Genomic DNA, 26,517 nt, shown 5'->3' with positions numbered 1-26,517 from the left:
ATACCATGAAAATCAAGACCTTATGCGCGCTGCTTGGCGCTTGCCTGCTGACCCCGGGTCTGGCGCAGGCGGACATCGTGCAGCGTCAACTGCTGACAAGCATGGCCGTCGAACCCGACAGCGAAGGCGGCGACGTGTTCACGATTGCCGGCACGACGGCCTGCGGCGGCAAGCAGATCCGCATGGATGCCCGCTCGGTCAATCTGGACGAGGCGCCGTACGACGCGCTGAAAGCCGATCTGGCCCGGCACATCCGCAGCAAGACGCCCATGCGCGTCACCCTGAAAAAATGCCCCGAGGATGCAAGCGTGCCCATCGTGCGCCAGATCGCCGCCTGCACGCCAGCCGCCTGTGCCGATGGCCGGGCGCGGCTGTACCTGCACGAAGGTTTCTACCCCGTCGAGCAGGAAAAAGCGCCCAACGTGCTGCTGTTGCCCTTGCCGAAAGGCAAGCTGCCAGGCACATGGAAGGTCGATATTTATAGCGTCGCCGACCACAAGTTGCGCCTGTCCGGCCAGGTCAACCGCGCCGATTATGCCTCCGGCGAGCTGGTGGGCGGCTATGTGACGTATTTCCCCAATGGCAAAGTCGAGAAACAGGTGGCGCAGGATGGGCAAGGCCGGCAACACGGCATCGGCAGCAAGTACTATCCCGACGGCACGCTGGAGCTGCGCGGCAACTGGCGCCATGGCATGCCCGAGGGCGAGCACCAGCGCTATCACGCGACGGGCAAGCTGAGCGAGACGAGCCGCTACCGCGACGGCCAGCGCCTGGACGGGCCCGTGCAAACCTTCGATGAAAATGGCAAGCCCGGCACCAGCTACACTTTGCGTGGCGGCAAGATGGAAGGCGAGATGCTCACGTATTTCCCGGATGGAAAAATCTCCAGCCGTTCAGAAATGAAGGACGGCAAGTCCAATGGCGTGACGACGAATTACTACCCCGATGGCGCCGTGCACGCCAGGATGACGCAGGTCGACGATTTGCCGGTCGGGGAAGCGCTGGAGTTCTATCCCGACGGCAAGGTGCAAAGCCGCCAGCGGTACGGCGACAAGGGCGGGCTGCTGAGCCTGCAGCGCTACAGTCCGCAGGGCGTGCTGGTGCTGGAACGACGCTGGGATGCCCAATGGCGCGAGCAGGGCACGTCGCGCTCGTGGTACGAAAGCGGCAAGCCCGAGCAAGCCATCGAGTATGTGAACGACCGGCGCGACGGCTGGAGCCGCAGCTGGCGCGAAGATGGCAGCCTGAAAAGTGAGTGCCAGTATGTGGCCGGCAAGGCCCAGGGCGGCTGCGGCGAGGCGCCGCCGGCGCCGGAACTGCAGCGCAAGGAGCAGGCATGGCGCGCCTTGTGAAGCATGTGCTGCTTGCAACGCTGCTGTGGCCGGCGCTGGTCCACGCCGAGATCGAACAGCGGCAAGTGGTCAGCGCGATCAAGGCCGAGGCCGGCAAGGGCGGCGGCGATGTACTGACACTGGCCAGTGACAACGGTTGCGGCGGGCGCCAGGTGCGCATGGATGCCTTGTCCGTGCACCTGGACGCAGCGCAATACGCGGCCATGAAGCAGCAGCTGGCGCCGTTGATACGCGAGGCGACGCCCTTGCTGATGCGCATCAGATCGTGTCCGGCACCGGGCGCAGCGCTCGCCATGCCCGAAGTTAGCAAGCTTGGCGGCTGCGAGCCGCAAGCGTGTGCGGACGGCAAGGCGCGCCTGTATTTGAATCACCATCTGTCGCGCGGCGAAGTGAAGGAACATGCGCGCTATGCGCTGGTCGTTCCGCTGCCGCCCGGCAAGACGCCGGGCACCTGGCAAGTCGAGATCTATCACGTGCGCGAAGGCGAACCGAAGCGGCTGACGGGCCAGGTCGACGCCCCCGATTACCTGCGCGGCAAGCTGGTGGGCAACTACAGCATGTATTACCCGCATGGTCAGCTGGAAATGCTGGTGGAGCAGGACGGGCGCGGCGTGCAGGAAGGCGTGCAGACCCGCTATTACCCGGACGGCCAGGTTTCCATGCGCGGCAGCTGGCGCAATGGCGTGCAGGAAGGCGAAGAGCAGACTTATCACCAGAGTGGCAAGCTGATCGAGTCGCGCACCTACCGCAACGGCGCCCGCGCCGATGGTGTGGTGGAAACGTTCGATGAAAACGGCAAGCTTCGCACGCGCATGACGCGGGTCAAGGGCGAGACGCACGGCGAGCTGCTGCTGTTCTATCCCGACGGCACCGTGGAAAGCCGCAGCCAGTATGTGAATGGCATCATGACGGGCCCCAGCACCGGCTATTTCCCGGATGGCAAGGTACGCAGCACGGCAAGCTATGTGGACGGCAAGCCCGCCGGCGACAGCGTCGAATATTATCCGGACGGCAAGGTCGCCAGCAAGCGCACGCACAGCGGCCACTACGTATTGCGCAGCGAACAGCGCTTCAGCCGGGCCGGCGTGTTGCTCGTGCACAAGCTGTGGAACGCGGGCGGGCGCGAGGAGGGCGCCTTGCGCTCGTGGTATGCCGATGCCAAGCCGCGCCAGCTGATCGAGTACGTGGATGGCGAACGCCAGGGCTGGACGCGGCATTGGAACGAAGATGGCAGCCTGGAAAGCGAATGCCGCTATGTGGCGGACGAGCCGCAGGGGGAGTGTATGGGTGCGTCTGCCAAGATGTCGTACACGGAGGATGGGATTGAGCCGCTGATGCCGGAATCTTGAGCGAGGTAACCGGATGGCGGATGGCATCCACAGTTCTTCCGGTCGCAGCACTGTGCTGCTGGCATCAAACACCGCTGCCAGCCCGGACGGGACCTTGGCGCATGGCCGTTTGTGCTGGACCGGGCCTTTTGTGGTCGGCTGCATTCGCCCCGAAGCGGACCTTCCCAACCGCAAGATCCGGATGGTTGCGTCTCATCTCTCCGCTCGTTCAAAGCGTTGATCGACCAACCGGTTCTACCTGCCCAGCCAGATACGCTGTAATGCCGCACCAGGCGGATGGAGTGAAGCTCAGTTTGCTGCGGCCAACTAATCCTGATCCCAAAGGAAAAATAGTCAAGCACTGCTTTTCCACAATAAAGCCAATCATACCGATCCAACCTTCAGGTATGAACCACCATGAGTCACCTTCAATTGAATAACTCAGGTCGCACTCGACCGGTCGGCCAAGGTGCCGCTGTAACGCTCTGACGGCTTGGTCGAGCGAGTCTTTCGAATTGTGGCCAACGCTTCCGCGTCGGCCATGAAGAGAATATCGTTCAAGGAATTCTGATTCGCGCTGCTGAACTTTTCGATCAGCTTCGATGGCCCACTTTTCACAAGCCGGATGAGCTCCTTGCATCCCACAGATTTCGCACACGCCTTCACCGAAGAGGCCGCAGACCTCGACTTCTTCCAAATATTGTTTGTCCATTGCTCAGGCTTGCAAGTCACGTAAATATGTCTGCTTTTGGCCGGATTCAGCCCGACGCATATTGGTTGCCTTTAGGCCATTCGCCATTTGCACGATACTCGTTACGGATTTTCCACACAGCTTTTTTAAATCTAGTTCCAGAGTCATCGCCGGGCATTGGTAATAGAAGCTACGCATCGAGAGTGTTGCTTTGCACCACAGATTCGCGATGAAAAAATAGTCGACGAACCCATCGGTCTCTTTGTCTTTCAGCATGCCGATTGACTGTTCGTCGACTCGCATATCTTCAGTAAGCTTCAGATCATAATTCTATAGGCAACGTCTGCTAGTGGCCGATTGTTACTATCAAATAATGGCTCCTTCCCACAAACTTACGCGCGTCCAAACGTTTCTAGGGAGCCAGCGAGTTTGTAGTCGGTAAGTCCATAAAGTTTCTTTAGTAATGCATCGATCGCTTGAAATAGCATGTTAGGGTCAGCTAACTTGTACTGAACACATGCCAGCCGGCCGGGCGACCAATCGATGATCTGTGCAGGCTGAAGTCCTGCAAAAACGTCGGTGATGAGGGAGACCGGTGAAGAATTTTCCGTATAAGAGAAATCCATGTAGTCGCCGTAGATTAGTATCCATACGTCAGGACGCCCAACAACGCTTAGTCTCGCGTAAAACTCCCTTGATGGAAGCTCACTATGGAGATTTAGGCTGCCAAAGGCTCCCTGCAAGATCCGGCGAACTTCTTCTTTTGATTCCTCTCGCATTGCTAATCCTACTCAGCTTATGAATGACTTTAATGCGCTGCATCTCGCATGTTTGCACGAACGTCCGCTCCTGGCCGCTTGAAGCCACCTCAAATTCCATACCTGTTCCGAGCAGCGGCCTCAAGCTCAGCCTGCGCCAAGCCTGCTTGCCGCCAAAATTCAAAAAAATACTCCAATGTTTCGGCAGTAGCGCCACTATCCATAGGATGCAAGACGCAGATGGCCGTTCTTATTTTCAAAACGTCCGGCTCGTCCGATTGGTCTCGCCCTTCAATTGCTCGCCAGAGGCGTACACGCTCAGCGATGACTTCCTCAGCCGTCGCCGCACCGGTCATGTATCGATTCGCCACCGCTGCCGCTGACCTGGCAACCGCTGGCAATTGGGCAGTCAATCTGTCAATAGCCTCAATCATGAAGCGCTGCGCTAAAGATTGTTCTGCAGGGTCATCCAGGTCCACCGCGGATGCAATGGCATCAAAAAGTCTCTTATTCAACATTTGCATTCAGTTTTGGTGATTGCGCGATGCCTGCGGCGGGGCCGCCTCCAGCAAATGGCGTTCCCCAAAGACACAGATTGGGGTCGTACCCTCAGGGTACGACCCCGGACCTTGCATGGGTTCCATGATGGAAGGGCCTGGTGGCTTAGCGGTGCGGCGGCGTCAGCACGCTGGCGATGGCCTTCGGCAAGGTTTCCGGATAATCGCGGCTGAAGTGCAGGCCACGGCTTTCGCGGCGGGACAGGGCGCTGTTGACGATCATCGAGGCCACGTCGACGAGGTTGCGCAATTCCAGTAAATCGTGCGTGATGCGGAAGTTGCGGTAGTACTCGTCGATTTCTTCCTTCAAGAGCGCAATGCGGTGCTGGGCCCGCTCCAAACGCTTGGTCGTGCGCACGATGCCCACGTAATTCCACATGAAGCGGCGCAGCTCGTCCCAATTGTGGGAAATCACCACTTCCTCGTCCGCATCCGTGACGCGGCTTTCATCCCAGTCGGGCAGGTAGGGCGTGCCCAGCTTTTCCTTGCTTTCGATATCCTGCGCGCAGGCGCGGCCGATGACGATGCATTCCAGCAAGGAATTGCTGGCCAGGCGGTTCGCGCCATGCAAGCCCGTGCAGGCCGTCTCGCCGACCGCATACAGGCCCGGCAAGTCGGCGCGGCCGGACAGGTCCGTCACGACGCCGCCGCACGTGTAGTGGGCGGCGGGCACGATGGGAATCGGCTGCTTGGTGATGTCGATGCCCAGTTCCAGGCAGCGCGCGTAAATGGTGGGGAAGTGTTCGATGAGGAATTCGGCCGGTTTGTGGCTGATATCGAGGTGCACGTAGTCGAGGCCCCGCTTCTTGATCTCGAAGTCGATGGCGCGCGCCACCACGTCGCGCGGCGCCAGTTCGGCCCGCTCGTCGTGGGCCAGCATGAAGCGCTGGCCGGCAGCCGCGCCCGCTTCAGGCGGCAGTTTCAGCAAGCCGCCTTCGCCGCGGATGGCTTCGGTGATCAGGAACGATTTCGCATATGGGTGGTACAAACAGGTCGGGTGGAACTGGATGAACTCCATGTTCGAGACGCGGCAGCCGGCGCGCCAGGCCATGGCGATGCCGTCGCCGCTGGCCGTGTCGGGGTTGGTGGTATATAAATACACCTTGCCGGCGCCGCCCGTGGCCAGCACGGTGTGCTCGGCGGCAAACGTGTGCACCTTGCCCGTTTGCTCATCCTGCACGTACAGGCCGTGGCAATGCGGTTGCGCATTGCGCTGCGTGGGCTTCATGCCCAGCTTGTCGGAGGTGATCAGGTCGATCGCGCAATGGTGTTCGAACAGGCTGATGTTCGGGTGGGCGCGCACCTTTTCTTCCAGCGTCACTTGCACGGCGTGGCCCGTGGCGTCGGCCGCGTGGATGATGCGGCGCTGGCTGTGGCCGCCTTCGCGGGTCAGGTGGAAACCCAGCTCGGCCGAGGCGTCGCGCGTGAACGGCACGCCTTGCTCGATTAGCCATTCGATCGCTTCGCGGCCGTGCTCGACGATGTAGCGCGTGGCGCTCTCGTCGCACAAGCCGCCGCCGGCGATCAGGGTGTCTTCGATGTGCTGCTGGTGGCTGTCGCCGGAGTCCAGCACGGCCGCGATGCCGCCCTGCGCCCAGTTGCTGGCGCCATCGAGCAGCGCGCGTTTGGAAATGATCGCGACGGTGCGCGTCTCAGCTAAATGCAGTGCAACCGATAAACCCGCCAGGCCACTGCCGACAATCGCTACATCAAATTTCATGACATTTATCTTCTTTTAGGGGAAGCATACTATATGCCATTTCCCCTCATTCGGTAATGTATTGAGATAAATTCTGCCAGTGAAAGATAGCTGGGGCTGTAGCTTGTGGCGCATCAATGTCTTCTTGGAACAGTTCGCCATCATGGCAAGACCAGCAGCGGCCCGCCTTGCGCGCCGCCTGGTGCTTTTTGCCGCAGGGGGAACCATGATCCGCATCTTCAGCCATTATGTCTCGAAAACAGCGTTTATCTTGCTGTTGCTGGAAATCCTGCTCCTGCTGCTGTCGGCCACCCTGACGTCCTTGCTGTGGCTGGCGGACGGCAGCCGCGTGCTGCGCGTGGGCGATATTTACCTGTCGTCCGCCATCTTTGCGCTGGTCATCGTCCTGAGCATGAGTGCGCTGGGCATGTACCAGCACCGCTCGCGCGAAGACATCCGCAACACCTTATTGCGCATCCTGCCTTCGTTCGCGCTGGGTTTTGCCGTGCTCAGCGTCCTGATACGCTTCATTCCGACGCTGCAATTCGGGCGCGGCAGTGCGATGATCTTCGGCCTGGGCGCCATTGGCGTGCTGCTGGCGCGCCTGGTGGTATTCAAATCCTCGCAATCGGCGCTGATGGAAGGCCGGCTGATCCTGGTGGGCGGCGGGGCGCTGGCGCGCGAATGCATGGACTTGGCGGCCAGCAAGATCGGCTTCCATCAATTTACGGTGGTCGGCTGCATCGATGTGGCGGGCGAGCAATGCTGCGTGCCGGCCTCGGCCTTGCTGCCGGCCGGACCGTCGCTGCTGGCCACGGCGCAGCGCCACGCCGCGCATGAAATCGTCGTGTCCGTCAGCGACCGGCGCAATGGCGCGTTTCCTGCCAAGCAATTGCTGGAATGCGCGCTGGGCGGCGTCAAGGTGATCGACGCGGCCACGTTTTTCGAACGCGAAGCATGCCAGATCCGCATCGATTCCTTGCAACCGAGCTATCTGATCTATGGCGGCGGTTTCGACCAGAGTTTTTTCCGCGCCGCGTCGAAGCGTTTGTTCGATCTGGCGGCCAGCGCGGTTATCTGCCTGGCCACGCTGCCCGTGATGCTGGTGACGGCCCTGTGCATCCGCCTGGAAGACGGCGGCCCCGTGTTTTACCAGCAAGAGCGGGTGGGGCGCGATGGCCAGCCTTTCAAGGTACTGAAATTTCGCAGCATGCGCTGCGATGCCGAGCGCGACGGCAGGCCCATCTGGGCGCTGGCCAACGACGCGCGCATCACGCGCGTGGGCAATCTGATCCGCAAGCTGCGCATCGACGAACTGCCGCAGATGCTCAATGTGTTTCGCGGCGAAATGAGTTTCGTGGGCCCCCGTCCCGAGCGCGCGTATTTTGTCGAGCAATTGAAGGAGCAGGTGCCGTACTACAACATTCGTCACAACATCAAGCCGGGCATCACGGGTCTGGCGCAGGTGCGCTACCAGTATGGCGCTTCCGTCGATGATGCCGTCAAGAAGTTGCAATATGACCTGTATTATGTGAAAAACAATAGCCTGTTCCTCGACTTGCTGATCCTGCTCGACACGGTGCAGGTGGTACTGTTTGGCAAGGGCAGCCGATGATGCGGGCGCAGTCGGCCTGGCTGGCGGCGGCCGATGCGGCGGCGCTCAGCCATGGTCTGGCATCGCTGGCCTTTTTCGTGCTGGCGCTGCTGCTCATCAGCAATTGGCGCGCGCGGCAGAACGTGCGCGCCTTGCTGGTCGCGTGCCTGGCGACGGGAGTCTGGGCCACGGGCACGGTGGTGCTGGTGCTGCTGGGGCAGCGCATCGCGCTGGCCGGCGACGCGCTCGAATTGCTGCGCACCCTGGCCTGGCTGGTGTTTTTGCTGCTGCTGATCGAGCCGTCGCGGTCCCGCCTGCGCCTCGTGCTGGCCGGCATCGTTCTCACGGCGCTGGCGCCCTGGCTGCTCTCCATGGCTTCCTCCTGGCTGGCGCTGCCTTTGCCGGCGCGCATCATCGCCAGTGTCTGCCGTTTGCTGCTGGCCGTGCTGGGCATGTTGCTGGTGGAACAGTGGTACCGCAACACGCCGCCCTTGAAACGCTGGGGCATCAAGTTTGCGTGCCTGGGCGTGGGCGGGCTGTTTGCCTACGATTTCTATCTGTACAGCGACGCCTTGCTGTTTCGCGCGGTCAACGATGACATCTGGGCCGCGCGCGGCATCGTCGACGCCCTGTGCGCGCCGCTGCTGGCCGTCTCGGCGGCGCGCAATCCGGGCTGGGCGCTGGGCTTGTCCGTCTCGCGCCAGATGCTGTACCGCTCGGCCGCCTTGCTGGGCTCGGCCATTTACCTGCTGGCCATGGCGGCCAGCGCCTATTATTTGCGCTATTTCGGCGGCACCTGGGGTTCCTTGATGCAGATGGCTTACCTGGGCGGCGCGGCCCTGCTGCTGGCGGGCGTGCTGTTTTCGGGCAGCCTGCGCGCCAAGCTCAAGGTGACTATCAATAAACATTTTTACAATGCCATCTTCGACTACCGCGAGGAATGGCTGCGGTTTACGCGGGCCTTGTCGGAAGACGGGCCGGCCCTGGGCGAACGCACGATACAGGCCATGGCGAAACTGGTGGAAAGCCGCGCAGGCGCGCTGTGGATACTGCGCGAACCTGGCCTGTTTGCCCCGGCGGCCAGCTGGAACTGGCCGCCGAGCACGTGGAGCGAGCCGGCGTCCGGCAGCCTGTGCCAGTTTCTGGAGGCGCGGCAATGGGTGATCGACGTGCCCGACTGCGAGCACAACCCGCGCCAGTACGGCGGCTTGCTGTTGCCGCCCGCGCTGCTGGCGCTGCCCGACGTGTGGCTGCTGGTGCCCCTGATGCTGCATGGCCAGCTGTTCGCCTTTGTCGCGCTGGCGCGGCCACGCACGCACATCGGCTTGAACTGGGAAATCCTCGACGTGCTGAAAATTGCCGGCAGCCAGGCCGCCAGCTATCTGGCGCACCGCGAATCGCTCGATACGCTGACGGTGGCGCGCCAGTTCGAGTCGTTCAACCGCATGTCGACTTTCATCGTGCACGACCTCAAGAACCTCGTGTTCCAGCTGTCGCTGTTACTGAGCAATGCGGAAAAGCACCGCGCCAATCCCGCTTTCCAGGAAGACATGCTGGGCACCTTGGACCATTCCGTGCAGAAAATGAAGACCCTGCTGCAGAAACTGGCGCGCGGCGAAGCGCCGGAAGCGCCCGCGCCGCTGCTGCTCGACGGCTTGCTGCGCCAGGCCGTGGCCGCCAAGGCAAGCCTGGCGCCGGCGCCCCGGCTGGAAATCGTCGATGGGGAACTGACGGTGTTGGCCAACCGCGCGCGGCTGGAACGGGTGCTGGGCCACTTGATTCAGAACGCCATCGAGGCCACGGCCAGCGACGGCAAGGTGGACGTGCGGCTGCGGCGCGAGCAGCACACGGCCGTGGTCGAGCTTGACGATACGGGGCAGGGCATGAGCGAACAGTTCATCCGCGAACGCTTGTTCAAGCCGTTCGACACGACCAAGACGGCGGGCATGGGCATCGGCGTGTTCGAAAGCCGCGAATACCTGCGCGAAGTGGGCGGCAGCCTGGAAGTGCGCAGCGAACCGCAGGTGGGCACGACGTTTCGCGTGATCCTGCCGCTGCATGCGCCTTTGGGGGCAGAGCCGTCGGCGCTGACCCCAGACTTCCGTTGCCCTATTCACTGACAGGAGCTGATACGCATGGCCAAGCAAAAGTTGCTAGTCATCGAAGACGATCCCGGCTTGCAAAAGCAGCTGCACTGGAGTTTCGACGGTTATGAGGTCTTGCTGGCGGGCGAGCGCGAGGCGGCGCTGGCGCTGGTGCGGCGCCACCAGCCGGCTGTCGTGACGATGGACCTGGGCTTGCCGCCCGACCCGGACGGCGCCACGGAAGGCCTGGCTACGCTGCAGCAAATCCTCGCGCTGGCGCCGGACACGAAAGTCATCATTTTGTCGGGCAACCAGGAACGCGCGCATGCCTTGAAAGCCATCGCGCTGGGCGCCTACGATTTCCACCAGAAACCGTTCGAGGCCGACATGCTGGGCCTGGTCATCGCCCGCGCGTTTTACCTGCACGCGATGCAGCAGGAAAACCGCCGCATGCTGCAGACGCAGGCCGATTCCCCCTTGGCGGGCATCGTCAGCCGCGATCCCGGCATGCTCAAACTGTGCCGCAGCGTGGAAAAAGTGGCGCCTTCGTCGGCCAGCGTGATGCTGCTGGGCGACTCGGGCAGCGGCAAGGAACTGATCGCGCGGGGCTTGCATGCGCTGTCGAGCCGCCATGCCCAGCGTTTTGTCGCCATCAATTGCGCGGCCATCCCGGAAAACTTGCTGGAAAGCGAGCTGTTCGGCTATGAGCGGGGGGCGTTTACGGGCGCGGCGCGGCAAACGCTGGGCAAGATCGAGCTGGCCCACGGTGGCACTTTCTTTCTCGATGAAATCGGCGACATGCCGATGGCGCTGCAGGCGAAACTGCTGCGTTTCCTGCAGGAGCGAATCATCGAACGGGTGGGCGGACGGGCCGAGATCGCCGTTGACGTGCGCATCGTCTGCGCCACGCACCAGGATTTAAAGGTGCTGGCGGAACAGGGCCGTTTCCGCGAAGACCTGTTTTACCGCCTTAGCGAAATCGTGCTGCGCATTCCTCCGCTGCGCGAGCGGGCTGGCGATGCGGCCTTGCTGGCCCATCATTTCAAGAACAAATTCTGCGCCAGCGAAGGCCGCGGCAGCCTGCATTTCAGCGCCGGCGCGCTGCAGCTGATCGAAAGCTATGGCTGGCCCGGCAACGTGCGCGAAGTGGAAAACTGCATCAAGCGGGCCGTCATCATGAGCGACGGGCCGCAGATCGCCGCCGACGATCTGGGCTTGCCCGCCAGCGCCCAGGCGGCGCCCCAGGACGAATCGCTGAACCTGCGCCAGGCACGCGACGGAGCCGAATACAAGGTCATGGTGCGCGCGCTGGCGCGGGCCGACGGCAATATCGCCAAGGCGGCCGAACTGCTGGGTGTCAGCCGGCCCACGCTGTACGACTTGATGAACCACCATGGCATCAAATAGTGTCCGTGCACTGATGTGTATCAAATATCAAGATTGTGTAAGGCGTCGCACATACGCAGGCGCCGCCGTGGCGCATCCTAGCCTCATCAACAACGAGGAGGCGTCATGAATGCGATCAGTTTATTAATGCAAGACCACAAGGCCGTCAAAGCCCTGTTTGCCCAATATGAAGGCTTGAGCGACCGCTCATTTGCCACCAAGAAAAAGCTGGCCGACCAGATCTGCCAGGAATTGACCGTGCACACGCAGCTGGAAGAAGAAATCTTCTACCCGGCCGTGCGTCGTCCCATCCACGATGGCGACCTGATGGATGAAGCCCTCGTCGAGCACGCGAGCGCCAAGGAACTCATCGCGCAAATTACCGCGATGGACCCCGCCGACGACCTGTACGACGCCAAGGTCAAGGTCCTGTCCGAGCAGATCGAGCACCACGTCCAGGAAGAAGAGGGCGATATGTTTCCCAAGGTACGCGATACGGCCGTCGACCTCGACGCGCTGGGCAAGGAAATGGCCGCGCGCAAGGAACAGCTGACGGGCGTCGCCGCCTGAACGGCATAAAAAATCAACAACCAAGGGAGTATTTCATGCAAGCTACACAATTGTCCGTATCGGACCTGAACAATCCGGGCGTGTCCTGGGGCGCCGTGCTGGCGGGCGCCGCCGCAGCGGCCGCCTTGTCCTTCATCCTGCTGATTCTCGGCGTGGGCCTGGGCCTGTCGTCCGTATCGCCGTGGTCGTTCAACGCCACGGCCATCGGCGTGTCGACCATCGCCTGGCTGGCCTTCATGCAACTGGCCGCCTCCGGCATCGGCGGCTACATGGCGGGCCGTCTGCGCGTGAAATGGAGCGCCATTCATACGGATGAAGTGCATTTCCGCGATACGGCGCACGGCTTGCTGGCCTGGGCCGTGGCCACCCTGATCACCGTGGCCGTGCTGGCCGGCGGCACGCGCGCCGTGCTGAGCGGCGCCATCGATGCGGGCAGCGGCGTGGCGGCGGCAGTTGGCCCGGCCGTAGGGGCGGGCGCAGGTGCTGCAGGTGCCGCCAGCGCCAGGCAAGGCGAGGGCGGCGGCGCCAATCCGCTCGATTATTTCTCGGACATGCTGCTGCGCGCGGCCCCAGCGCCAGCCGCCTCCGGCACGCCAGCGATGGCGAATCCTGGCGCGACCGTCGCCGACCAGCGCATGGAAATCGGCAAGATCTTCGCCACAAGCCTGTCCACGGGCAGCCTGGCCGCCGATGACCGCGCCTACCTGGGCCAGGTCGTGGCCAGCCGCACGGGCGTGACGCAGGCTGAAGCGGAAGCGCGCGTCGACGCCGTCTATGCGCGTGCCGTGAAAGCTGCCGCCGATGCGAAGGCTGCCGCCCAGCAAGCGGCGGAAACGGCCCGCAAAGCCGGCGCCCACACGGCACTGTGGATGTTCGTCGCCTTGCTGCTCGGCGCTTTCGTTGCCAGCCTGGCGGCAACGTTTGGCGGCCGCCAGCGCGACCATGAGCGCGTGCTGCGCCACGTCACCATCTGAACCCCTACCTATTAGATAAATCAAGGAGTCTGCCATGCGTTCCATCCTCTTGCTGCTGTTGGGCATTCCATTACCCATCGTCATACTGATCGCCCTGTTCGTCCGCTAAGCGGGCCAACATGAGAAAAACCGGCGCCCGCCGCAAGATGGGCGCCGGTTTTTGCGTGAAAGCAGGCGCATGTGTAAGATGACGCCATCTTTCCACCGAGACTATCCATGAACGTGAGCACCATCCGTCCCTTGCTGAAAACCGCCGCCATCGCCGCCTTTGCCTGCAGCGTGCTGGCCTCGTGTTCCACCCTGATCGGCCCGCGTGACGTGAATGTGTCGCTCAGCAAGATGCAGCAAGGCCTCGAGCGCCGCTTTCCCATCGATAAACGGGTACTGTCCGTGCTGGACGTCAAGCTGACTCATCCGCAGCTTTCCTTGCAGCCCGAGCGCGAACGGGTCGCCTTGAGCGTGGACGCCAGCGTGATGCCGCCGTTCATCCGCCAGACCTGGCGCGGCAGTCTGGCCATGTCGGGCCGTTTGGTGCTCGACGCGAAGCGCAACGCCGTCTACCTGAGCGAAGCGAGCGTGGACAAGGTGAGCATCGACGGCATGGACGAGGCGCAGCAGCGCCAGTTCGCCAAGGTGGCCAGCCTGGTGGCCGACCAGCTCATGCATGAAACGCCGATCTACACGTTCAAGCCCGACGAATTGCGCTATGCGGGCGTGCAATTCGTGCCCACGCAGATCAGGACCACGGGCAATGGCTTGACGGTGACGTTCGAGCCGGTGAAGTAGGGGCGCATTGCATCAGCATGCTATTCCGGGCAAAAGTAATGACGGCTATCGGCAGGCGGATCTATCCGCTCAAGAACCACCCGGGCGAGCAGCTTTTCGATGACTGCCGCGTCGCGGACATTCTGCTCTGACACTGCATATCCATCATGTAAAGAAATTTTCACCACCCCTGCGTGGCACCAGATAAACACCTCGATACCCGTGATGGTGCACTGACCTGGCTGTTGCCACAATGTATCATCAATTAGTGATGGAAACTGCAGGAACAGATCGCCCTGGTAAGCGACGCCCGGCACGGGCTGCGGTGGCAGTGCGTCAAATTTCACCAGGTCGACGCCCAGGTCCGCCAAAAATGTGTCGAGTTGCGCCGGTTCCTTATAGACAAAGGAGATATCCAATGAGTCGCCGTCATTGGCATGTCCTCCAAGTGCCCTGAAAAAACGGAAAAACTTCAGCCGTTGTGCCCATCTGCGTAGCTTTTTTTCGCTATGTTCCCTGAACAGGTATTCCATCCATCTATTCACGGCGATCCTTCAGTGCGAGTGATGCTGGCGGGCATACAAGATATCTGTGTCGTTGTGTTATTGCGCGGCGTCGCTTCTTCATGGAACAGGTCGGCCAGGTATTCGCATAGCGCATCTGCTTGAATATCGTCCGGAATAATGAAATCGGCAGGGCGGCGCTTGCCTTCCGCACCCAGGTAGAAGGCGCGCCATGCTCCCGGATTGCCCCGGATGGCGATCAGCGTGCCGAAAATATTGAATCTGTATTCCTGCATTAAGCTGCTCCATTCCCTTGCTCAGGTTTGACATTTGTTGTGCTATAGTAATATTTACTTATATAGTAACATTTACTGATCCAGGGGCGGACAATGGTCAATATCAGCACGGCGGGAATCCAACCAGGGGCACTGTCTGCCGCGGAAGGCAACAAGGTGTCATCAGGCAAGGCAGCATCGGACAAGGCCCAGACAACCCAGGCGCCAGCCGGCGTCGGCGCCGTCGCGGACGAGGTCGTGATTTCGACCCTGGCCGGGCGTTTGTCGACGGCCGCGACGGCGACCAGCGCCGCTATCGAGGGTTACGATCATCGATCGCTGGGCGCATGGGTCAATGACAATATCAGCAGCATCCTGTATCCGCTGGACGCCGGACACAAGGCGGCCGCAGCACAGCAGCTGCCGCAACCAAATGACGCTGCCTCGGCAAAATCGGCCGCTGCCGCGACCGCGTTTATCGATAACAAGGGTCCCAATCCGTTTGCGGGCTTGTCGCGCGAGCAATTGGCCACCATCACGCACGACGACAGCGGGACATTTACGGTCAACGAGCGGCGCGCCGCCTATACGCAGGCCTATGATGAAGAGCAGGCGTGGCGCAGCCAGGTCGTGGCGCAAGCCATGCAGGAATACAATACCACCGGCAAGATGACCAATTTCTTCAAGTCGGCGCTGGCGCATTTCAATGCATTGCCGCAGCTGGAACAGGCACAGTATCCTGAGAATTACGCGAGCGGCCTGCAAGATAAAATCAAGCTCGATTTTAACTATTTCAATCACGCGGCCGGAGATGGCGCGCCTACGCCGGGTTCGCTGGCCGACATGCAGCGCAATCAGGGCGCCAAGCAAGGCGCAGACCTGTTTGAGCTCCTGAGCCGCTGATCACTGGAATTGCTCAAAGGACATTGTTTCCACGAAGGCAGGCCGACTATAATCCTGCCTCGCATGCCTGGACACAGCATGTTCTCCAACATGAAGTGAAAACAATTAAAGGAATCTTCGTGAAACGTTCGCTTATCAGCGCCGCCTGCTGCGCTTTGTTCGCCTTATCCTCGCCATCGCTGTACGCCCAGCAAGCCGTAACTGCTGCTGCGCCCGTCTCCGGCATCGACCTGAAAACGCTGGACCCGGCCGTCAGTCCCAGGGATGATTTCTACGGCTACGTCAACGGCGTGTGGACCCGCAATACGGAGATCCCGGCCGACAAATCCGTCTGGGGCACGTATATCGAATTGCGTGAAATCGCGCAAGGCCAGCTGCGCGGCCTGATCGATGCCACCGTCAAGAACCCGGGCAAGCCCGGCAGCGAGGCGCACAAGATCGCCGACCTGTACACGAGTTTCATGAACGACAAGGCGCGCGATGCGGCCGGCTTCAAGCCCCTGAAGGCCGAGCTGGCCCGCGTCGCCGCCATCAAGGACAAGAAGGACTTGCCGGCGCTGTTTGCTTATTTGCAAGGCAATGGCATCCAGACGCCGTTTTCCGCCTATGTGGCGCCCGATGCGCAAGACCCCGAGCGCTACACGGTCAACATCAGCCAGTCGGGCCTGGGTTTGCCCGACCGCGATTACTACCTGAAGGATGACGACGCCAAGCTGCAAGCCGTGCGCGCCAAATACCTCAAGCATATCGAGACCATGCTGGCCATGAGCGGCGACAAGGCCGCGGCCGAACACGCGGCGCAGATCCTCGACATCGAAACGCGCCTGGCGGCCGTGCAGTGGACGCGCGTGCAGATGCGCGATCCCGTCAAGTCGTACAACCGCGTCGATTTCGACAAGTTCGCGGCACTGGCCCCCGCCTTCGACTGGAAAGCCTACTTTGCCGCCGCCGGCCTGGCGAAAAAGGAAAGCTCGGCCGTGGTACGCCAGCCCAGCTTCCTCAGCGGTTTTTCCGAGGCCGTGGCCGCCGTGCCGCTGGCATCGTGGAAGAGCTACCTGAACTGGCGCATCATCGAAAGCTATGCTTCCTACCTGGACAGCGCCACCGTCAAGGAGCGTTTCGCCTTCGACGGCACGGTGCTGCGCGGCGTGCCGCAAAGCGAACCGCAGTGGCAACTGGCGCTGCGCTTCACGGATAACGCCATCAGCGACGCCGTCGGCAAGCGCTACGTGGACATGTATCTGCCGCCGGAAACCCGGCCCCGCGTGATGGCCATGTTCGACAATTTCGTCGCCTCGTTCAAGGATGGCATCGAACAGCTCGACTGGATGGGCCCGGAAACCAAGAAGGAAGCGCAGCTCAAGCTGGCCGCCCTGAAGCCGAAGATCGCGTATCCCGATACCTGGCGCGACTACAGCAGCATGCAGACGCAGCCGAACGACCTGATCGCCAACGTGCGCGCCTCGCGCGTGTGGAGCCGCCAGCAAAACCTGGCCAAGCTGGGCAAGCCGGTCGACCGCGACGAATGGTCGATGACGCCGCAAACCGTCAACGCCAGCTACAGCCCGGCGCTGAACGCCATCACGATCCCGGCCGCCATTTTGCAGCCGCCATTCTTCAATGTGAAAGCGGAAGACGCCGTCAATTACGGCTTGCTGGGCATCACCTTCGGCCATGAGATCAGCCATGCCTTCGACGATTCGGGCAGCCAGTACGATGCCAAGGGCCGCCTGCGCAACTGGTGGACGGCGCAAGACCGCGCCGCCTTCAAGGCGCTGGCCGCCGGCCTCGTCAAGCAGTACGGCGCCTATAGCCCCGTGCCGGGCTACCACATCAATGGCGAGCTGACCCTGGGCGAAAACATCGGCGACAATTCCGGCCTGTCGATCACCTACAAGGCTTACCAGCGTTCGCTGGGCGGCAAGCCGTCGCCCGTCATCGACGGCTTGACGGGCGAACAGCGCCTGTACATCGGCTTTGCGCAGAAATGGCGCGCTAAACTGCGTCCCGAAGCGGCCATCGCCCAGATCAAGAGCGACCCCCATTCGCCGGGCGAATTCCGCGCCAAAGGCACGGTCAAGAACCAGCCCGGCTTTTATGAGGCGTTCGGCATCAAGCCGGGCGACCCGATGTACCTGCCGCCCGAGCAGCGCGTAATCATGTGGTAAGCATGGTTTAAGCGGCTCACCGCGCCGGGAATTATTCCTTGGCGTGGTTGAGCGTGTACCGGGGCAGTTCGACCGTCAGGTCTTCGTTTGACACGCGCGCCTGGCACGACAGGCGCGAGTGGGGCTGCAAGCCCCAGGCCTGGTCGAGCATGTCTTCTTCATTGTCGCCCAGTGCGTTGAGCGAGTCGAAACCCCGCACCACGACCACGTGGCAGGTGGAACAGGCGCCCACTTGGCCGCAGGCATGTTCGATGTCTATCTTGTGAAGCAGCAAGGCGTCGCAGATGCTCATTTGCTCGGGCGCGTCGAAGACGGCGCCGTCGGGAGCGAGCTCGGGATGGGGCAGGACGGTGATTTTTGGCATGCGGGATTCTCCTCGGTTATCTTGCAATACCGTCACCTTGGGCCTTCCCGCCTTGGCAAGGTCAAGCCCCTGCGCGATCCTGCGCGACGATGCACGCGTCGAGATGATCGAGCAATTGCAAGAACACGCGTTTATCCGCAACGTGATTCATCGTGGCGCTCGTCAAGACATCGCTGGCCACCGCCGTCACGGCGGCCCTGGCCTGCGCGCACGCGGCATGCAGCTGCGCGCGATCGAGTTCCAGCAAGGCCGTATCGATGGCTGCGCGCGTAAAATCGTAGGCATCCATGCCGCAGCAGCCGGCCACGCAATGCGTTTCCAGCCGGCAGATCAGCTGCCACAGTTCCCCCAGCAAGGCATCGATGTCGATCGCCTGGCCATAGCGGCCGTCAAGATCGATGAATTCGATCCAGGCGTCGTCGCCGATCTGGATGTCGTACTGGCGGTCGCGTTCGGTCATTTTTCAACATTCTCCTGGTCGGTGGCATCGCATTATAAAAAAACCGCCCGAAGGCGGCTTTCCTATACGGTGCAAGCAAGGCGATTAAATAAAATAGATCAGCGCGATGATGCCAATCACGAGCGCCACGCGGGTGACCTGGTAGGCCGTCTTGTTCCACGCCTTGAAGCGGCGGCGGTACTGGCCCATGGTCCAGGAAATCTGGAACAATTTACTCACGCCGCCCACCTGGTCGCCCAGCTCGTTGGGCGAGGCGGCGGCCGTCATCAGCGTGCGGCCCAGCCAGCGGTTCAAGCCTTGCGCCCAGCGGTAGCGCATCGGGCGCTCGATGTCGCAGAACAGGATGATGCGGTCGCTGTCGGCGTCGTTGCGGGCCCAGTGGATATACGTTTCATCGAACATCACGGCCTGGCCGTCGCGCCAGCTGTGGCGCTCGCCATCGACGTCGATGAAGCAGCGGTCGTCGTTCGGTGTCTGCAGGCCCAGGTGGTAGCGCAGCGAACCGGCGAACGGGTCGCGGTGCGGGTTGAGCTTGCCGCCTTGCGGCAGTTCCGCGAACATGGCCGCCTTGATGGACGGAATCGATTGCAGCAGCGCATAGGTTTGCGGGCACATCTGCTGTGCCGACGGGTGGTTCGCGTCATACCATTTCAGGTAGAAACGCTTCCAGCCATACTTGAAGAAGGAATTGAAGCCCACGTCATTGTTCTTTTCGGCCGCCTTGATCTTTTTCATTTCCTGCATGCGCAGCGCTTCATCGCGGATGATTTGCCAGTTCTGCTGCAGCGGCGCCAGTTCCGGGAATTGATCGACGGACAGATAGGGCGTTGCCGGCACCTTGGAAAAGGTGTGCATGAACAGGTTCAGCGGCGCCATGAACGAGGAGTGATCGAAGATCTGGCGGCGAAACGGCAGGCGCACCTTGCCTCGAAAATGAATATGTAAAACAGAAAACACAAAAATGCCCAGCAAGGCCCACTTCATACACAACCTCGTTTTGAAAGAATGGGGCAATTATAACCAGTTAATGCCCCGGCTACCCCGTGCCACGGTGAAGGAAAGATGAAGCGGCGCGCGCTGGCGCTCTGTCCTACAATGGCTTTATTTCATCACTGAAGGGGTAACAATGGAAATCTGGCACGCACCGCTCGACCTGGCCGCCCTCAACGCCGCCAGCGAGGGCACGGCCATGCGCCACCTGGGCATCGAATTCTCGGCCTTCGGCCCCGATTGGATCGAGGCGACCATGCCCGTCGACCACCGCACCATGCAGCCTTTCAAGCTGCTGCATGGCGGCGCGTCCGTCCTGCTGGCCGAAACCCTGGGCAGCATGGCCGCGAATGCCTGCCTGGACAGCAGCAAGCAGGTCAGCGTGGGGCAGGAAATCAACGCCAACCACGTGCGCGGCGTGCGCGGCGGCCACGTGACGGGGCGCGCCACGCCCATCCACCGGGGCCGCACCAGCCAGGTCTGGGAAATCCGCATCAGCGACGACGACGGCAAACTGTGCTGCATCTCGCGCATCACCATGGCCGTTATCGACACTCCGGGCGCAGGCTGACGCGGCGGTTCTTGACTTGCATCAAGGCACTAAAAGCGAGCGCGTGGAATCATCCATAACGCTGTTCGCTTATAATTCAGTGTGCTGTTGTATTGCGCGGGGTTTCCAGCCGCGCAACTACATTGCCCGAAATTAAAAGCTGACTGCCCAAAAAACGCCAGTTAGAGACCCATCCTGCGCCATGCGGGAAAGGCAACACGACGGCGAGCAGATCGCCGGTGTCTGGCGAGCCCTAGCGGGGCTTGCCTGGCGGAACCGGCAACAATCAACTTTATACAGGGCAATAACAACAATGATGTCATTCAATCGTTTGACGATAGGCGCGCGCCTGAGCGCAGGCTTCGGGCTGCTGGTCTTGCTCATGCTGGTGCTGGCCGCTTTCGCGCTGCTGCGCATCGGCGCCATCTCCGGCGCCATGGACGCGCAAGACAAAGTACAGCTGGAGAAACTGGACCCTCTGTATGTGGCGCGCGAAGCGCTCGACCAGACGGGCCTGGCGGCCCGCAACGCGTATATCTTCCATGACCAGGCCGCCGCCGAAAAGGAGCTGGCCATCCTCGACACCCAGAAAGCGCTGTACCTGGAAGCGCTGGCGAAGCTGGCGCCGCAGTTCGCCGGCGATGCGCAATTCGAGAAAGTCAGCACGGGCCTGAAAACCATGGCGCAGGAATTGCTGCGTCCGCGCCAGTTCCGCGCCACGGGACAGATGGAGCAGTACGGCACCTTCCTCGTCGAGGAGTGCAGCCCCCTGCGGCGCCAGATCGTGTCCGACATCGATGCCGTCCTGAAAAACGTGCAGCGCGAATCGGAGCAGGCCAGCGTGGCCGCGCGCGCCATCTACGGCCAGTCGCTGCGCTGGATCGGCGTGCTGGCCGCGCTCAGCGTGCTCATTTGTATTGCGGTCGCTACCGTCATCACGCGGGGATTGCTGCGCCAGCTGGGCGGCGAACCTGCGTATGCGGCCACGATTGCCGGACGCATCGCGCTCGGTGAGCTGGCCATCGACGTGCATACGCGCCACGGCGACGACAGCAGCCTGCTGTTCGCCATCAAGACCATGCGCGACAACCTCGCTGCCATCGTCGGCAAGGTACGCCACGGTACGGAAAGCATTGCCACGGCCTCGACAGAGATCGCCTCGGGCAACCGCGATTTGTCGCAGCGCACGGAGCAGCAGGCCGGTTCGCTCGAGGAAGTGGCGTCATCGATGGAAGAACTGATATCCGCCGTGCGCCAGAATGCGGACAACGCCCAGCAGGCGAACCACCTGGCGCGCGAAGCGTCGAAGGTGTCGGAGCAGGGCGGCAAGGCCGTGGCCGAAGTGGTGCACACAATGGGTCTCATCAATGCCTCGTCGAACAAGATCGTCGACATCATCGGCGTGATCGACAGCATCGCCTTCCAGACGAATATCCTGGCCCTGAACGCGGCCGTGGAAGCGGCGCGCGCGGGCGAGCAGGGGCGCGGCTTTGCCGTGGTGGCAACGGAAGTGCGCAACCTGGCGCAGCGCTCGAGCGCCGCGGCGCGCGAAATCAAGGCCCTGATCGACGATTCCGTCAGCAAGGTGGGCACGGGCACGGTGCTCGTCGAGCAGGCGGGTGCCACCATGCATGAGGTGGTGGCCGGCATCGGCCGGGTGACGGGCATCATGGCCGAGATCAGCCATGCCACGCAGGAGCAGGGCGCCGGCATCGAGCAAGTCAACCGCGCCATCGTCGACATGGACCGCGTAACCCAGCAAAATGCGGCCTTGGTCGAGCAGGCGGCCGCCGCCGCGCACGAATTGCAGCAGCAGGCGGCGCAGCTGGAACAGGAAGTGGGCATTTTTAAATTGGCCCCGCCGGCGAACGGCCCTTTGCGCCTGGCGGCCTGACGCCGATGGCACGGCGGCACGGCGCGCCGGCAGCCATGCGCCAATAGTCGTATTCCGCGCTACAATGAGCGCTGGATCACCGCCAGGACTACTCATGCAAGTGCGCAGCAGCCATGATCTATCCAGCCCGGACGACGACAAGCCGGCGCCGCCCGTGCTGCAGCTGGCCCTTGCCGGTCTCGGCTGGGGCTTGCTCACCTGCATGCTGTGCTTTGCCATCCTGTTCCTCACGAAATGGCTGCTGCCGCCCGAATACTGGGGCGCGCACACGGGCCTGTCCAAGTTCAAGCGGGAAATGTCGCTGCCGCTGCTGGTGTTCTGGGTCGTCATTTATTCCCCCATCCTGGAAACGTTTCTCGGCCAGTTGCTGCCGCTGGAAATCCTCAAGCGCCTGGGCGCCACCCGGCAGCTGAGCATTTTTATCGGCGCCATCCTGTGGGCCATCGTGCATTTCATCAGCGGCGGCTTGCTGCACGCGATTGTCGCGCTCGGTTCAGGCGCCATGTTCAGCTTTGTCTACCTGCGCTACCGCGCGCCCACTGTGGCCGTGGCCTACGCGACAACGACCTTTTCCCGCGCCTGCAACAACATCGCCATCCTTGTCGCGGTGTTCTACGGCCTCGACGCCTAGGACGCCTGCCGAAACCTGCTGCGCAGCATCGCGCCGTTGCCGCCGCAGGAAGCGCTGACGGCGGCCCTGCGCGACGACTGGGTGCGGCCCCTGTACATGGGTCTGCACCAGCCCCAGGCAAGCGCATGCGTGGCGCGGCTGGCGCAGGCCGACGATGCCCTCATCGCCCGCCTGCTGGGGCAATTCGACTGGCGCAGCCGCGCGGCGGGCGCCTACCTGGCCGCATTGACGGGGCAGGGCGCCTTCACGGATCAGTTGGGCGGCCTGCTGCTGGCCAGCGAGGTCTGCTACGCGGGCAGCGCGTATTGCCTGGCGCTGGCCGTTTTCGACACGCCCGCCAGCCGCGACTACCTGCACCGCTATCTCGAACATTACCTGCGCCAGCCGCAGTTGTACTTTGATCAGGAACAAGCCATGGCTGCCATCGCCTGGCTCGATGGCCAGCATGGCCGGGATGAGGCGGCGCGCCACGCGACAGCCTGGGCCGGTTTCGCGGCCAGCCGGCCGGGTCTGGCGCTGGACGATGCGCTCGCGGCGTTTGCGGCCAGTATGGACCGCTTGCGCGCCCTGCAAGCTCTGAGGGCGCCCGCTAAGTAATCCTCAGGAAATCCTTGTGAAGTTTTGAAAGTCAGAAATCACAATAATTTCTTGGCGGTTAGTTACTTAGCATCGCTCCAGCCTCCGACGTCCAATCCCCACGCCGTACGGCCACTCCCTCCCCACATCCCGCTTTCATGACATTTGCGTGACAAATGGCAGTGTTTCCCCGCCTGATCTGTCACTGCAGAGTGCATGCCGAAGCTGCCTTTCGACGCGGCACGACTTTGTCTTCCATGCCGGCTTGCGCTGGCATATCCACGCGTGATTTTTTTTAAGTTTAACGACAGGAAACTGCAATATGACTAAGAAATTTGAATCCGCCGCCTTCGCGCAATCTTCCGAAGCGGCCGGCGTGTCCGCCATTGACGCCTATCTGAACAGCCTGGCGGCCCCGCAGCGTTTCGTGGGCACGGCGAACGCCGATGTACTCACCGGCACCACGGGCGCGGACGTGCTCGAAGGACTGGCGGGCGACGACACGTATTACGTCAACCATAGCGGCGACGTGGTCGTCGAGCTGGCCAACGGCGGCACCGATACCGTGTACACCAGCGTCAACTACACGGTGGCCGAGAACGTCGAGAACGTCCACCTGACCGCCGCAGGTCTGACGGTGACGGGCAGCGCCACGACCAACAACATCTTTTACGTCGATGTCCCTGGCGGGCACGTGATTGATGGCGGCAGCACGGGCAACGTGGTCAACTACGGCGGCGCAAGCGCGGGAGTGACGGCTGTCTTTGTGCCCGCGGACGGCCCACTAGTGGCGCGTCCTGGCGCTGACGTAGTGAGGAATGTGGCCAGCATCGTCGGCAGCAAGTTCAATGATGTGCTGACCGGCAACGAACTCAGGAATTTCCTTGCCGGCGGTTATGGAAATGACATTTTGCAGGGCGGCAAAGGCGACGATGGCCTGTTCGGCGCGATGGGTGACGATACCTACATTTTCGCCCGCGGCGACGGCGCCGATAACATCACCGAGATGGTGGAGGCGGGCAGCCGCAACGTCGTCTCCTTCCTGGCAGGCGTCAGCGCCGACCAGTTGTGGTTCCGCCAGGTGGGCGCGAACCTTGAAGTGAGCACCATCGGCACGGCCGACAGGATCACCATCAATGGCTGGTATAACGCCGGCTCGCCTCCTCGCATCGATGAATTCCGCACAGCCAACGGCCGCGTGCTGCTGGGAAGCGACGTGGAAAACCTGGTGCGGGCGATGGCCGTCCTGGTGCCGCCGCCGGCGGGCCAGTTGACCTTGCCGGCCGGCATCGCCGCCGCGCTGGCACCAGCGCTGGCGCAGAACTGGCGCACGGAAGGGCCGAACCAGCCGACCAACGGCACTTTCACCGGCACGGCGAACCCGGACATCATCAAGGGCACGGCGGGCGCCGACGTGATGGCCGGCCTGGGCGGCGACGATATCTATTACGTCAACCATGGCGGCGACGCTGTCGTCGAACAGGCGGGCGGCGGACGCGACACAGTCTACACCACCGTCAATCACACCCTGGCCGCCAACGTCGAAGAGGTGCATGTCAGCGCCGCCGGCCTGACGGTGACGGGCAACGGCAACGCGAACGTCTTCCACGTCGATGCCGCCGGCGGCAATGTGCTGCGCGGCGTCGGCGCGAACACTTCGGCCACCTATGCCGCGTCCAGGGCTGGCGTGACGGCCGCCATGATCGCCGTCAACGGTGACGCCACGGCGCGCCCGGGCAGCGATGTGCTGGTCAATATTTCCAACGTGACAGGCAGCGCCCATGACGACGTGCTGTCAGGCAACGAACTGGCCAACACCCTGTTCGGCGGCCTCGGCAACGATACCTTGCAAGGCGGCAAGGGGGACGACGTGCTGACCGGCGGCCTGGGCGACGATACCTATGTCTTTGCGCGCGGCGACGGCGCCGACGTCATCGCCGAGCCCTCGGCCGACGCCAATTACGACAGCATCGCCTTTTTGGCCGGCGTGAACATCGACCAGCTGTGGTTCCGCCAGGTGGGCGCGGATCTGGAAGTGAGTACCATCGGCACGACGGACAAGATCACCATCCGCGGCTGGAACGGGGCCGCGCCGAACATCGAGGAATTCCGCACGGCCGCCGGCCACGTCATGCGCGGCGCCGACGTGCAGCTGCTGGTGCAGGCGATGGCGAACCTGGCGCCGCCGCCGCTGGGCCAGCTGACCCTGCCGGCCGCCACGGCCGCTGCCCTGGCGCCCGTGCTGGCCCAGGCCTGGCACTTCAACGGTCCCACGCAGCCCACGGGGCAGCACTTTGTCGGCACGGCGAACGCCGATGTCATCAACGGCACGGCCGGCGCCGACCTGCTCGAAGGCTTGGGCGGCGACGACACGTATTACGTCAACCACAGTGGCGACTTCATCGTCGAGCGGGGCAACGGCGGCAACGATACCGTCTACACCAGCGTCGATTACACGGTGGCCGACAATGTCGAATACGTGCGCCTCGCCTCTGCCGGCCTGAAGGTGACTGGCAGCGCCTATAACAACAACGTCTTTTATGTCGATACCCCCGGCGGCAATGTGCTCGATGGCGCCGGTGCCGGCAACTCGGTCACTTACAGCGGCGCCAGCACAGGCGTGACGGCCGTCTTCGCGCCCGTTGGCGGTCCCTTGACCGCGCGTCCCGGCGTAGACGTGCTGTCCAATTTCGGCATGCTGTTCGGCAGCAAGTTCGACGATGTGCTGATCGGCAATGAGCTCAAGAACATTCTCTTTGGCGGCTTCGGCAATGATATCTTCCAAGGCGGAAAGGGCGGTGACACTCTGGCCGGCCTCGCGGGCGACGACACCTATATCTTCGCCCGCGGCGACGGCGCCGACATCATCGCTGAGACGGAGGAGGCGGGCAGCCATGACGTCGTGTCCTTCCTGGCCGGCGTCAGCGCCGAGCAGCTGTGGTTCCGCCGGGAGGGCGCCAACCTGGAAGTGAGCACCATCGGCACCACGGACAAGATCACCGTGAATAACTGGTTTGCCGATACGGCCGTGCGCATCGAGGAATTCCGCATGGCCGATGGCCGCGTCTTATTGGGTAGCAATGTGCAAAACCTCGTGCAAGCGATGGCTGGCCTGACGCCGCCGCCGGCCGGCCAGCTGACCTTGCCTGCCGGCACGGCCGCCATCCTGGCGCCGGCGCTGGCGCAGAACTGGCGTGCCGCGCAGCAATTTGGCGCGGCCAGCCAGGGCGGATCCGCTGCCTGGCAAGCCGATCCGGCGCAGCTGGTGCAAGCGATGGCCGGTTTTGCCGTGCCTGCGGCCGCATCGGCGCCCTGGTCCGGCCACGGCAACCCGTCGACGCAGATCCAGCTGGCGGCAGCGCAATGATCGCTTACGTTGATCGCTTGAGCACGTAGTTCCACCCCCGCGCAGCCGGGCCGGCTTTGCACCTGCCGGCCCGGCTGC

25 protein-coding genes are annotated in these 26,517 nt (G+C 62.4%); 15 read left to right on the top strand and 10 right to left on the bottom strand.

All coding sequences use genetic code 11. The features are described 5' to 3' along the window. Positions 1-5 precede the first annotated feature (5 nt). Positions 6-1,352 carry a toxin-antitoxin system YwqK family antitoxin gene (locus AC1RBA_RS04645; RefSeq protein WP_492416879.1) on the top strand — a complete coding sequence of 449 codons (1,347 nt, stop codon included), beginning with the start codon at positions 6-8 and terminating at the stop codon, positions 1,350-1,352. Beyond that, on the top strand, positions 1,337-2,701 hold the full coding sequence (locus AC1RBA_RS04640; protein WP_492416877.1) for a toxin-antitoxin system YwqK family antitoxin: 1,365 nt from the start codon (positions 1,337-1,339) through the stop codon (positions 2,699-2,701). The genes AC1RBA_RS04645 and AC1RBA_RS04640 overlap by 16 nt, the downstream gene beginning before the upstream one ends. Positions 2,702-2,909: 208 nt before the next feature. Here the strand turns inward: AC1RBA_RS04640 and AC1RBA_RS04635 are convergent, their stop codons facing one another. From AC1RBA_RS04635 to nadB, 5 genes are all read right to left on the bottom strand, one after another. After that, entirely contained in the window at positions 2,910-3,392 is a 483-nt protein-coding gene (locus AC1RBA_RS04635; RefSeq protein ID WP_492416876.1) for a hypothetical protein, read from the bottom strand. A 3-nt stretch (positions 3,393-3,395) separates the two neighbouring features. Further along, on the bottom strand, positions 3,396-3,647 hold the full coding sequence (locus AC1RBA_RS04630) for a hypothetical protein (protein ID WP_492416875.1): 252 nt from the start codon (positions 3,645-3,647) through the stop codon (positions 3,396-3,398). A gap of 116 nt (positions 3,648-3,763) precedes the next feature. Then, positions 3,764-4,150, bottom strand: coding sequence for a hypothetical protein (locus tag AC1RBA_RS04625; protein WP_492416873.1), 387 nt, complete (start codon positions 4,148-4,150; stop codon positions 3,764-3,766). 89 nt (positions 4,151-4,239) lie between these two features. After that, entirely contained in the window at positions 4,240-4,653 is a 414-nt protein-coding gene (locus AC1RBA_RS04620) for a hypothetical protein (protein WP_492416872.1), read from the bottom strand. A gap of 139 nt (positions 4,654-4,792) precedes the next feature. Further along, positions 4,793-6,406 (bottom strand): L-aspartate oxidase, encoded by a 1,614-nt coding sequence (gene nadB / locus AC1RBA_RS04615; RefSeq protein WP_070218697.1) that lies wholly within the window; start codon positions 6,404-6,406, stop codon positions 4,793-4,795. A 205-nt stretch (positions 6,407-6,611) separates the two neighbouring features. On the opposite strand from nadB, the gene AC1RBA_RS04610 reads away from it, so the two are divergent. The 6 genes from AC1RBA_RS04610 to AC1RBA_RS04585 all read left to right on the top strand — a co-directional run bounded on the left by AC1RBA_RS04610 (position 6,612) and on the right by AC1RBA_RS04585 (position 13,779). After that, complete coding sequence (locus AC1RBA_RS04610; protein ID WP_492416870.1) at positions 6,612-8,000, top strand: TIGR03013 family XrtA/PEP-CTERM system glycosyltransferase; 1,389 nt, start codon at positions 6,612-6,614, stop codon at positions 7,998-8,000. Then, positions 7,997-10,099: an XrtA/PEP-CTERM system histidine kinase PrsK gene (gene prsK, locus AC1RBA_RS04605; protein ID WP_492416869.1), complete on the top strand. Its 2,103-nt coding sequence runs from the start codon at positions 7,997-7,999 to the stop codon at positions 10,097-10,099. Before AC1RBA_RS04610 ends, prsK begins: the two co-directional genes overlap by 4 nt. A gap of 15 nt (positions 10,100-10,114) precedes the next feature. Further along, positions 10,115-11,470, top strand: coding sequence for a PEP-CTERM-box response regulator transcription factor (gene prsR / locus AC1RBA_RS04600; protein WP_070310808.1), 1,356 nt, complete (start codon positions 10,115-10,117; stop codon positions 11,468-11,470). A gap of 105 nt (positions 11,471-11,575) precedes the next feature. Then, the gene (locus AC1RBA_RS04595) at positions 11,576-12,019 is read left to right on the top strand and encodes a hemerythrin domain-containing protein (protein ID WP_070218701.1); all 444 of its coding nucleotides are present in this window, start codon (positions 11,576-11,578) and stop codon (positions 12,017-12,019) included. Between the two features lie 35 nt (positions 12,020-12,054). Beyond that, positions 12,055-12,993: a hypothetical protein gene (locus AC1RBA_RS04590; protein ID WP_230503419.1), complete on the top strand. Its 939-nt coding sequence runs from the start codon at positions 12,055-12,057 to the stop codon at positions 12,991-12,993. Positions 12,994-13,209: 216 nt separating this feature from the next. Continuing rightward, positions 13,210-13,779, top strand: a complete 570-nt coding sequence (locus AC1RBA_RS04585) for a DUF1439 domain-containing protein (RefSeq protein WP_492416867.1) — start codon at positions 13,210-13,212, stop codon at positions 13,777-13,779. A gap of 20 nt (positions 13,780-13,799) precedes the next feature. Here the strand turns inward: AC1RBA_RS04585 and AC1RBA_RS04580 are convergent, their stop codons facing one another. After that, on the bottom strand, positions 13,800-14,291 hold the full coding sequence (locus tag AC1RBA_RS04580) for a hypothetical protein (protein ID WP_257217922.1): 492 nt from the start codon (positions 14,289-14,291) through the stop codon (positions 13,800-13,802). A gap of 8 nt (positions 14,292-14,299) precedes the next feature. Beyond that, positions 14,300-14,557 (bottom strand): DUF7661 family protein, encoded by a 258-nt coding sequence (locus AC1RBA_RS04575; protein WP_099408367.1) that lies wholly within the window; start codon positions 14,555-14,557, stop codon positions 14,300-14,302. A 156-nt stretch (positions 14,558-14,713) separates the two neighbouring features. Between AC1RBA_RS04575 and AC1RBA_RS04570 the strand changes: the two genes are divergently transcribed. Then, positions 14,714-15,439 (top strand): hypothetical protein, encoded by a 726-nt coding sequence (locus AC1RBA_RS04570; protein ID WP_492416865.1) that lies wholly within the window; start codon positions 14,714-14,716, stop codon positions 15,437-15,439. Between the two features lie 119 nt (positions 15,440-15,558). Further along, positions 15,559-17,607: a M13 family metallopeptidase gene (locus AC1RBA_RS04565; RefSeq protein WP_492416863.1), complete on the top strand. Its 2,049-nt coding sequence runs from the start codon at positions 15,559-15,561 to the stop codon at positions 17,605-17,607. 31 nt (positions 17,608-17,638) lie between these two features. On the opposite strand, the gene fdx is transcribed toward AC1RBA_RS04565, so the two are convergent. From fdx to lpxO, 3 genes are all read right to left on the bottom strand, one after another. Continuing rightward, positions 17,639-17,971, bottom strand: a complete 333-nt coding sequence (gene fdx, locus AC1RBA_RS04560) for an ISC system 2Fe-2S type ferredoxin (protein ID WP_070310802.1) — start codon at positions 17,969-17,971, stop codon at positions 17,639-17,641. Between the two features lie 61 nt (positions 17,972-18,032). Further along, a complete protein-coding gene (locus tag AC1RBA_RS04555) occupies positions 18,033-18,431 on the bottom strand; it encodes a DUF6331 family protein (protein ID WP_492416861.1) in 399 nt (132 codons plus the stop codon). Between the two features lie 84 nt (positions 18,432-18,515). Then, entirely contained in the window at positions 18,516-19,415 is a 900-nt protein-coding gene (gene lpxO / locus AC1RBA_RS04550) for a lipid A hydroxylase LpxO (protein WP_070218708.1), read from the bottom strand. Between the two features lie 142 nt (positions 19,416-19,557). Between lpxO and AC1RBA_RS04545 the strand changes: the two genes are divergently transcribed. The 5 genes from AC1RBA_RS04545 to AC1RBA_RS04525 all read left to right on the top strand — a co-directional run bounded on the left by AC1RBA_RS04545 (position 19,558) and on the right by AC1RBA_RS04525 (position 26,439). Further along, positions 19,558-19,992: a hotdog fold thioesterase gene (locus AC1RBA_RS04545; RefSeq protein WP_070288290.1), complete on the top strand. Its 435-nt coding sequence runs from the start codon at positions 19,558-19,560 to the stop codon at positions 19,990-19,992. Between the two features lie 292 nt (positions 19,993-20,284). Further along, positions 20,285-21,865: a methyl-accepting chemotaxis protein gene (locus AC1RBA_RS04540; protein ID WP_070288293.1), complete on the top strand. Its 1,581-nt coding sequence runs from the start codon at positions 20,285-20,287 to the stop codon at positions 21,863-21,865. Between the two features lie 94 nt (positions 21,866-21,959). Further along, a complete protein-coding gene (locus AC1RBA_RS04535; protein ID WP_070288294.1) occupies positions 21,960-22,496 on the top strand; it encodes a CPBP family intramembrane metalloprotease in 537 nt (178 codons plus the stop codon). Between the two features lie 36 nt (positions 22,497-22,532). Beyond that, positions 22,533-23,093, top strand: a complete 561-nt coding sequence (locus AC1RBA_RS04530) for a DUF6000 family protein (RefSeq protein WP_492416859.1) — start codon at positions 22,533-22,535, stop codon at positions 23,091-23,093. Between the two features lie 301 nt (positions 23,094-23,394). Then, complete coding sequence (locus AC1RBA_RS04525; protein WP_492416857.1) at positions 23,395-26,439, top strand: calcium-binding protein; 3,045 nt, start codon at positions 23,395-23,397, stop codon at positions 26,437-26,439. The last annotated feature ends 78 nt before the right edge of the window (positions 26,440-26,517 follow it).

Source organism: Janthinobacterium sp. GW823-FHT03B06 (assembly GCF_058796955.1).
Note: the sequence above shows the minus strand (reverse complement) of the source record. Positions and strands in the feature narration are given on the sequence as shown.

Coding starts and splice junctions, on each gene's coding strand:
- AC1RBA_RS04555 (WP_492416861.1), bottom strand. CDS start 18,431: ATGACCGAACGCGACCGCCAGTACGACATCCAGATCGGCGACGACGCC.
- AC1RBA_RS04635 (WP_492416876.1), bottom strand. CDS start 3,392: ATGGACAAACAATATTTGGAAGAAGTCGAGGTCTGCGGCCTCTTCGGT.
- nadB (WP_070218697.1), bottom strand. CDS start 6,406: ATGAAATTTGATGTAGCGATTGTCGGCAGTGGCCTGGCGGGTTTATCG.
- AC1RBA_RS04610 (WP_492416870.1), top strand. CDS start 6,612: ATGATCCGCATCTTCAGCCATTATGTCTCGAAAACAGCGTTTATCTTG.
- AC1RBA_RS04525 (WP_492416857.1), top strand. CDS start 23,395: ATGACTAAGAAATTTGAATCCGCCGCCTTCGCGCAATCTTCCGAAGCG.
- AC1RBA_RS04620 (WP_492416872.1), bottom strand. CDS start 4,653: ATGCAAATGTTGAATAAGAGACTTTTTGATGCCATTGCATCCGCGGTG.
- AC1RBA_RS04540 (WP_070288293.1), top strand. CDS start 20,285: ATGATGTCATTCAATCGTTTGACGATAGGCGCGCGCCTGAGCGCAGGC.
- AC1RBA_RS04625 (WP_492416873.1), bottom strand. CDS start 4,150: ATGCGAGAGGAATCAAAAGAAGAAGTTCGCCGGATCTTGCAGGGAGCC.
- lpxO (WP_070218708.1), bottom strand. CDS start 19,415: ATGAAGTGGGCCTTGCTGGGCATTTTTGTGTTTTCTGTTTTACATATT.
- AC1RBA_RS04575 (WP_099408367.1), bottom strand. CDS start 14,557: ATGCAGGAATACAGATTCAATATTTTCGGCACGCTGATCGCCATCCGG.
- fdx (WP_070310802.1), bottom strand. CDS start 17,971: ATGCCAAAAATCACCGTCCTGCCCCATCCCGAGCTCGCTCCCGACGGC.
- AC1RBA_RS04535 (WP_070288294.1), top strand. CDS start 21,960: ATGCAAGTGCGCAGCAGCCATGATCTATCCAGCCCGGACGACGACAAG.
- AC1RBA_RS04640 (WP_492416877.1), top strand. CDS start 1,337: ATGGCGCGCCTTGTGAAGCATGTGCTGCTTGCAACGCTGCTGTGGCCG.
- AC1RBA_RS04590 (WP_230503419.1), top strand. CDS start 12,055: ATGCAAGCTACACAATTGTCCGTATCGGACCTGAACAATCCGGGCGTG.
- AC1RBA_RS04545 (WP_070288290.1), top strand. CDS start 19,558: ATGGAAATCTGGCACGCACCGCTCGACCTGGCCGCCCTCAACGCCGCC.
- AC1RBA_RS04645 (WP_492416879.1), top strand. CDS start 6: ATGAAAATCAAGACCTTATGCGCGCTGCTTGGCGCTTGCCTGCTGACC.
- AC1RBA_RS04595 (WP_070218701.1), top strand. CDS start 11,576: ATGAATGCGATCAGTTTATTAATGCAAGACCACAAGGCCGTCAAAGCC.
- prsK (WP_492416869.1), top strand. CDS start 7,997: ATGATGCGGGCGCAGTCGGCCTGGCTGGCGGCGGCCGATGCGGCGGCG.
- AC1RBA_RS04580 (WP_257217922.1), bottom strand. CDS start 14,291: ATGGAATACCTGTTCAGGGAACATAGCGAAAAAAAGCTACGCAGATGG.
- prsR (WP_070310808.1), top strand. CDS start 10,115: ATGGCCAAGCAAAAGTTGCTAGTCATCGAAGACGATCCCGGCTTGCAA.
- AC1RBA_RS04630 (WP_492416875.1), bottom strand. CDS start 3,647: ATGCTGAAAGACAAAGAGACCGATGGGTTCGTCGACTATTTTTTCATC.
- AC1RBA_RS04585 (WP_492416867.1), top strand. CDS start 13,210: ATGAACGTGAGCACCATCCGTCCCTTGCTGAAAACCGCCGCCATCGCC.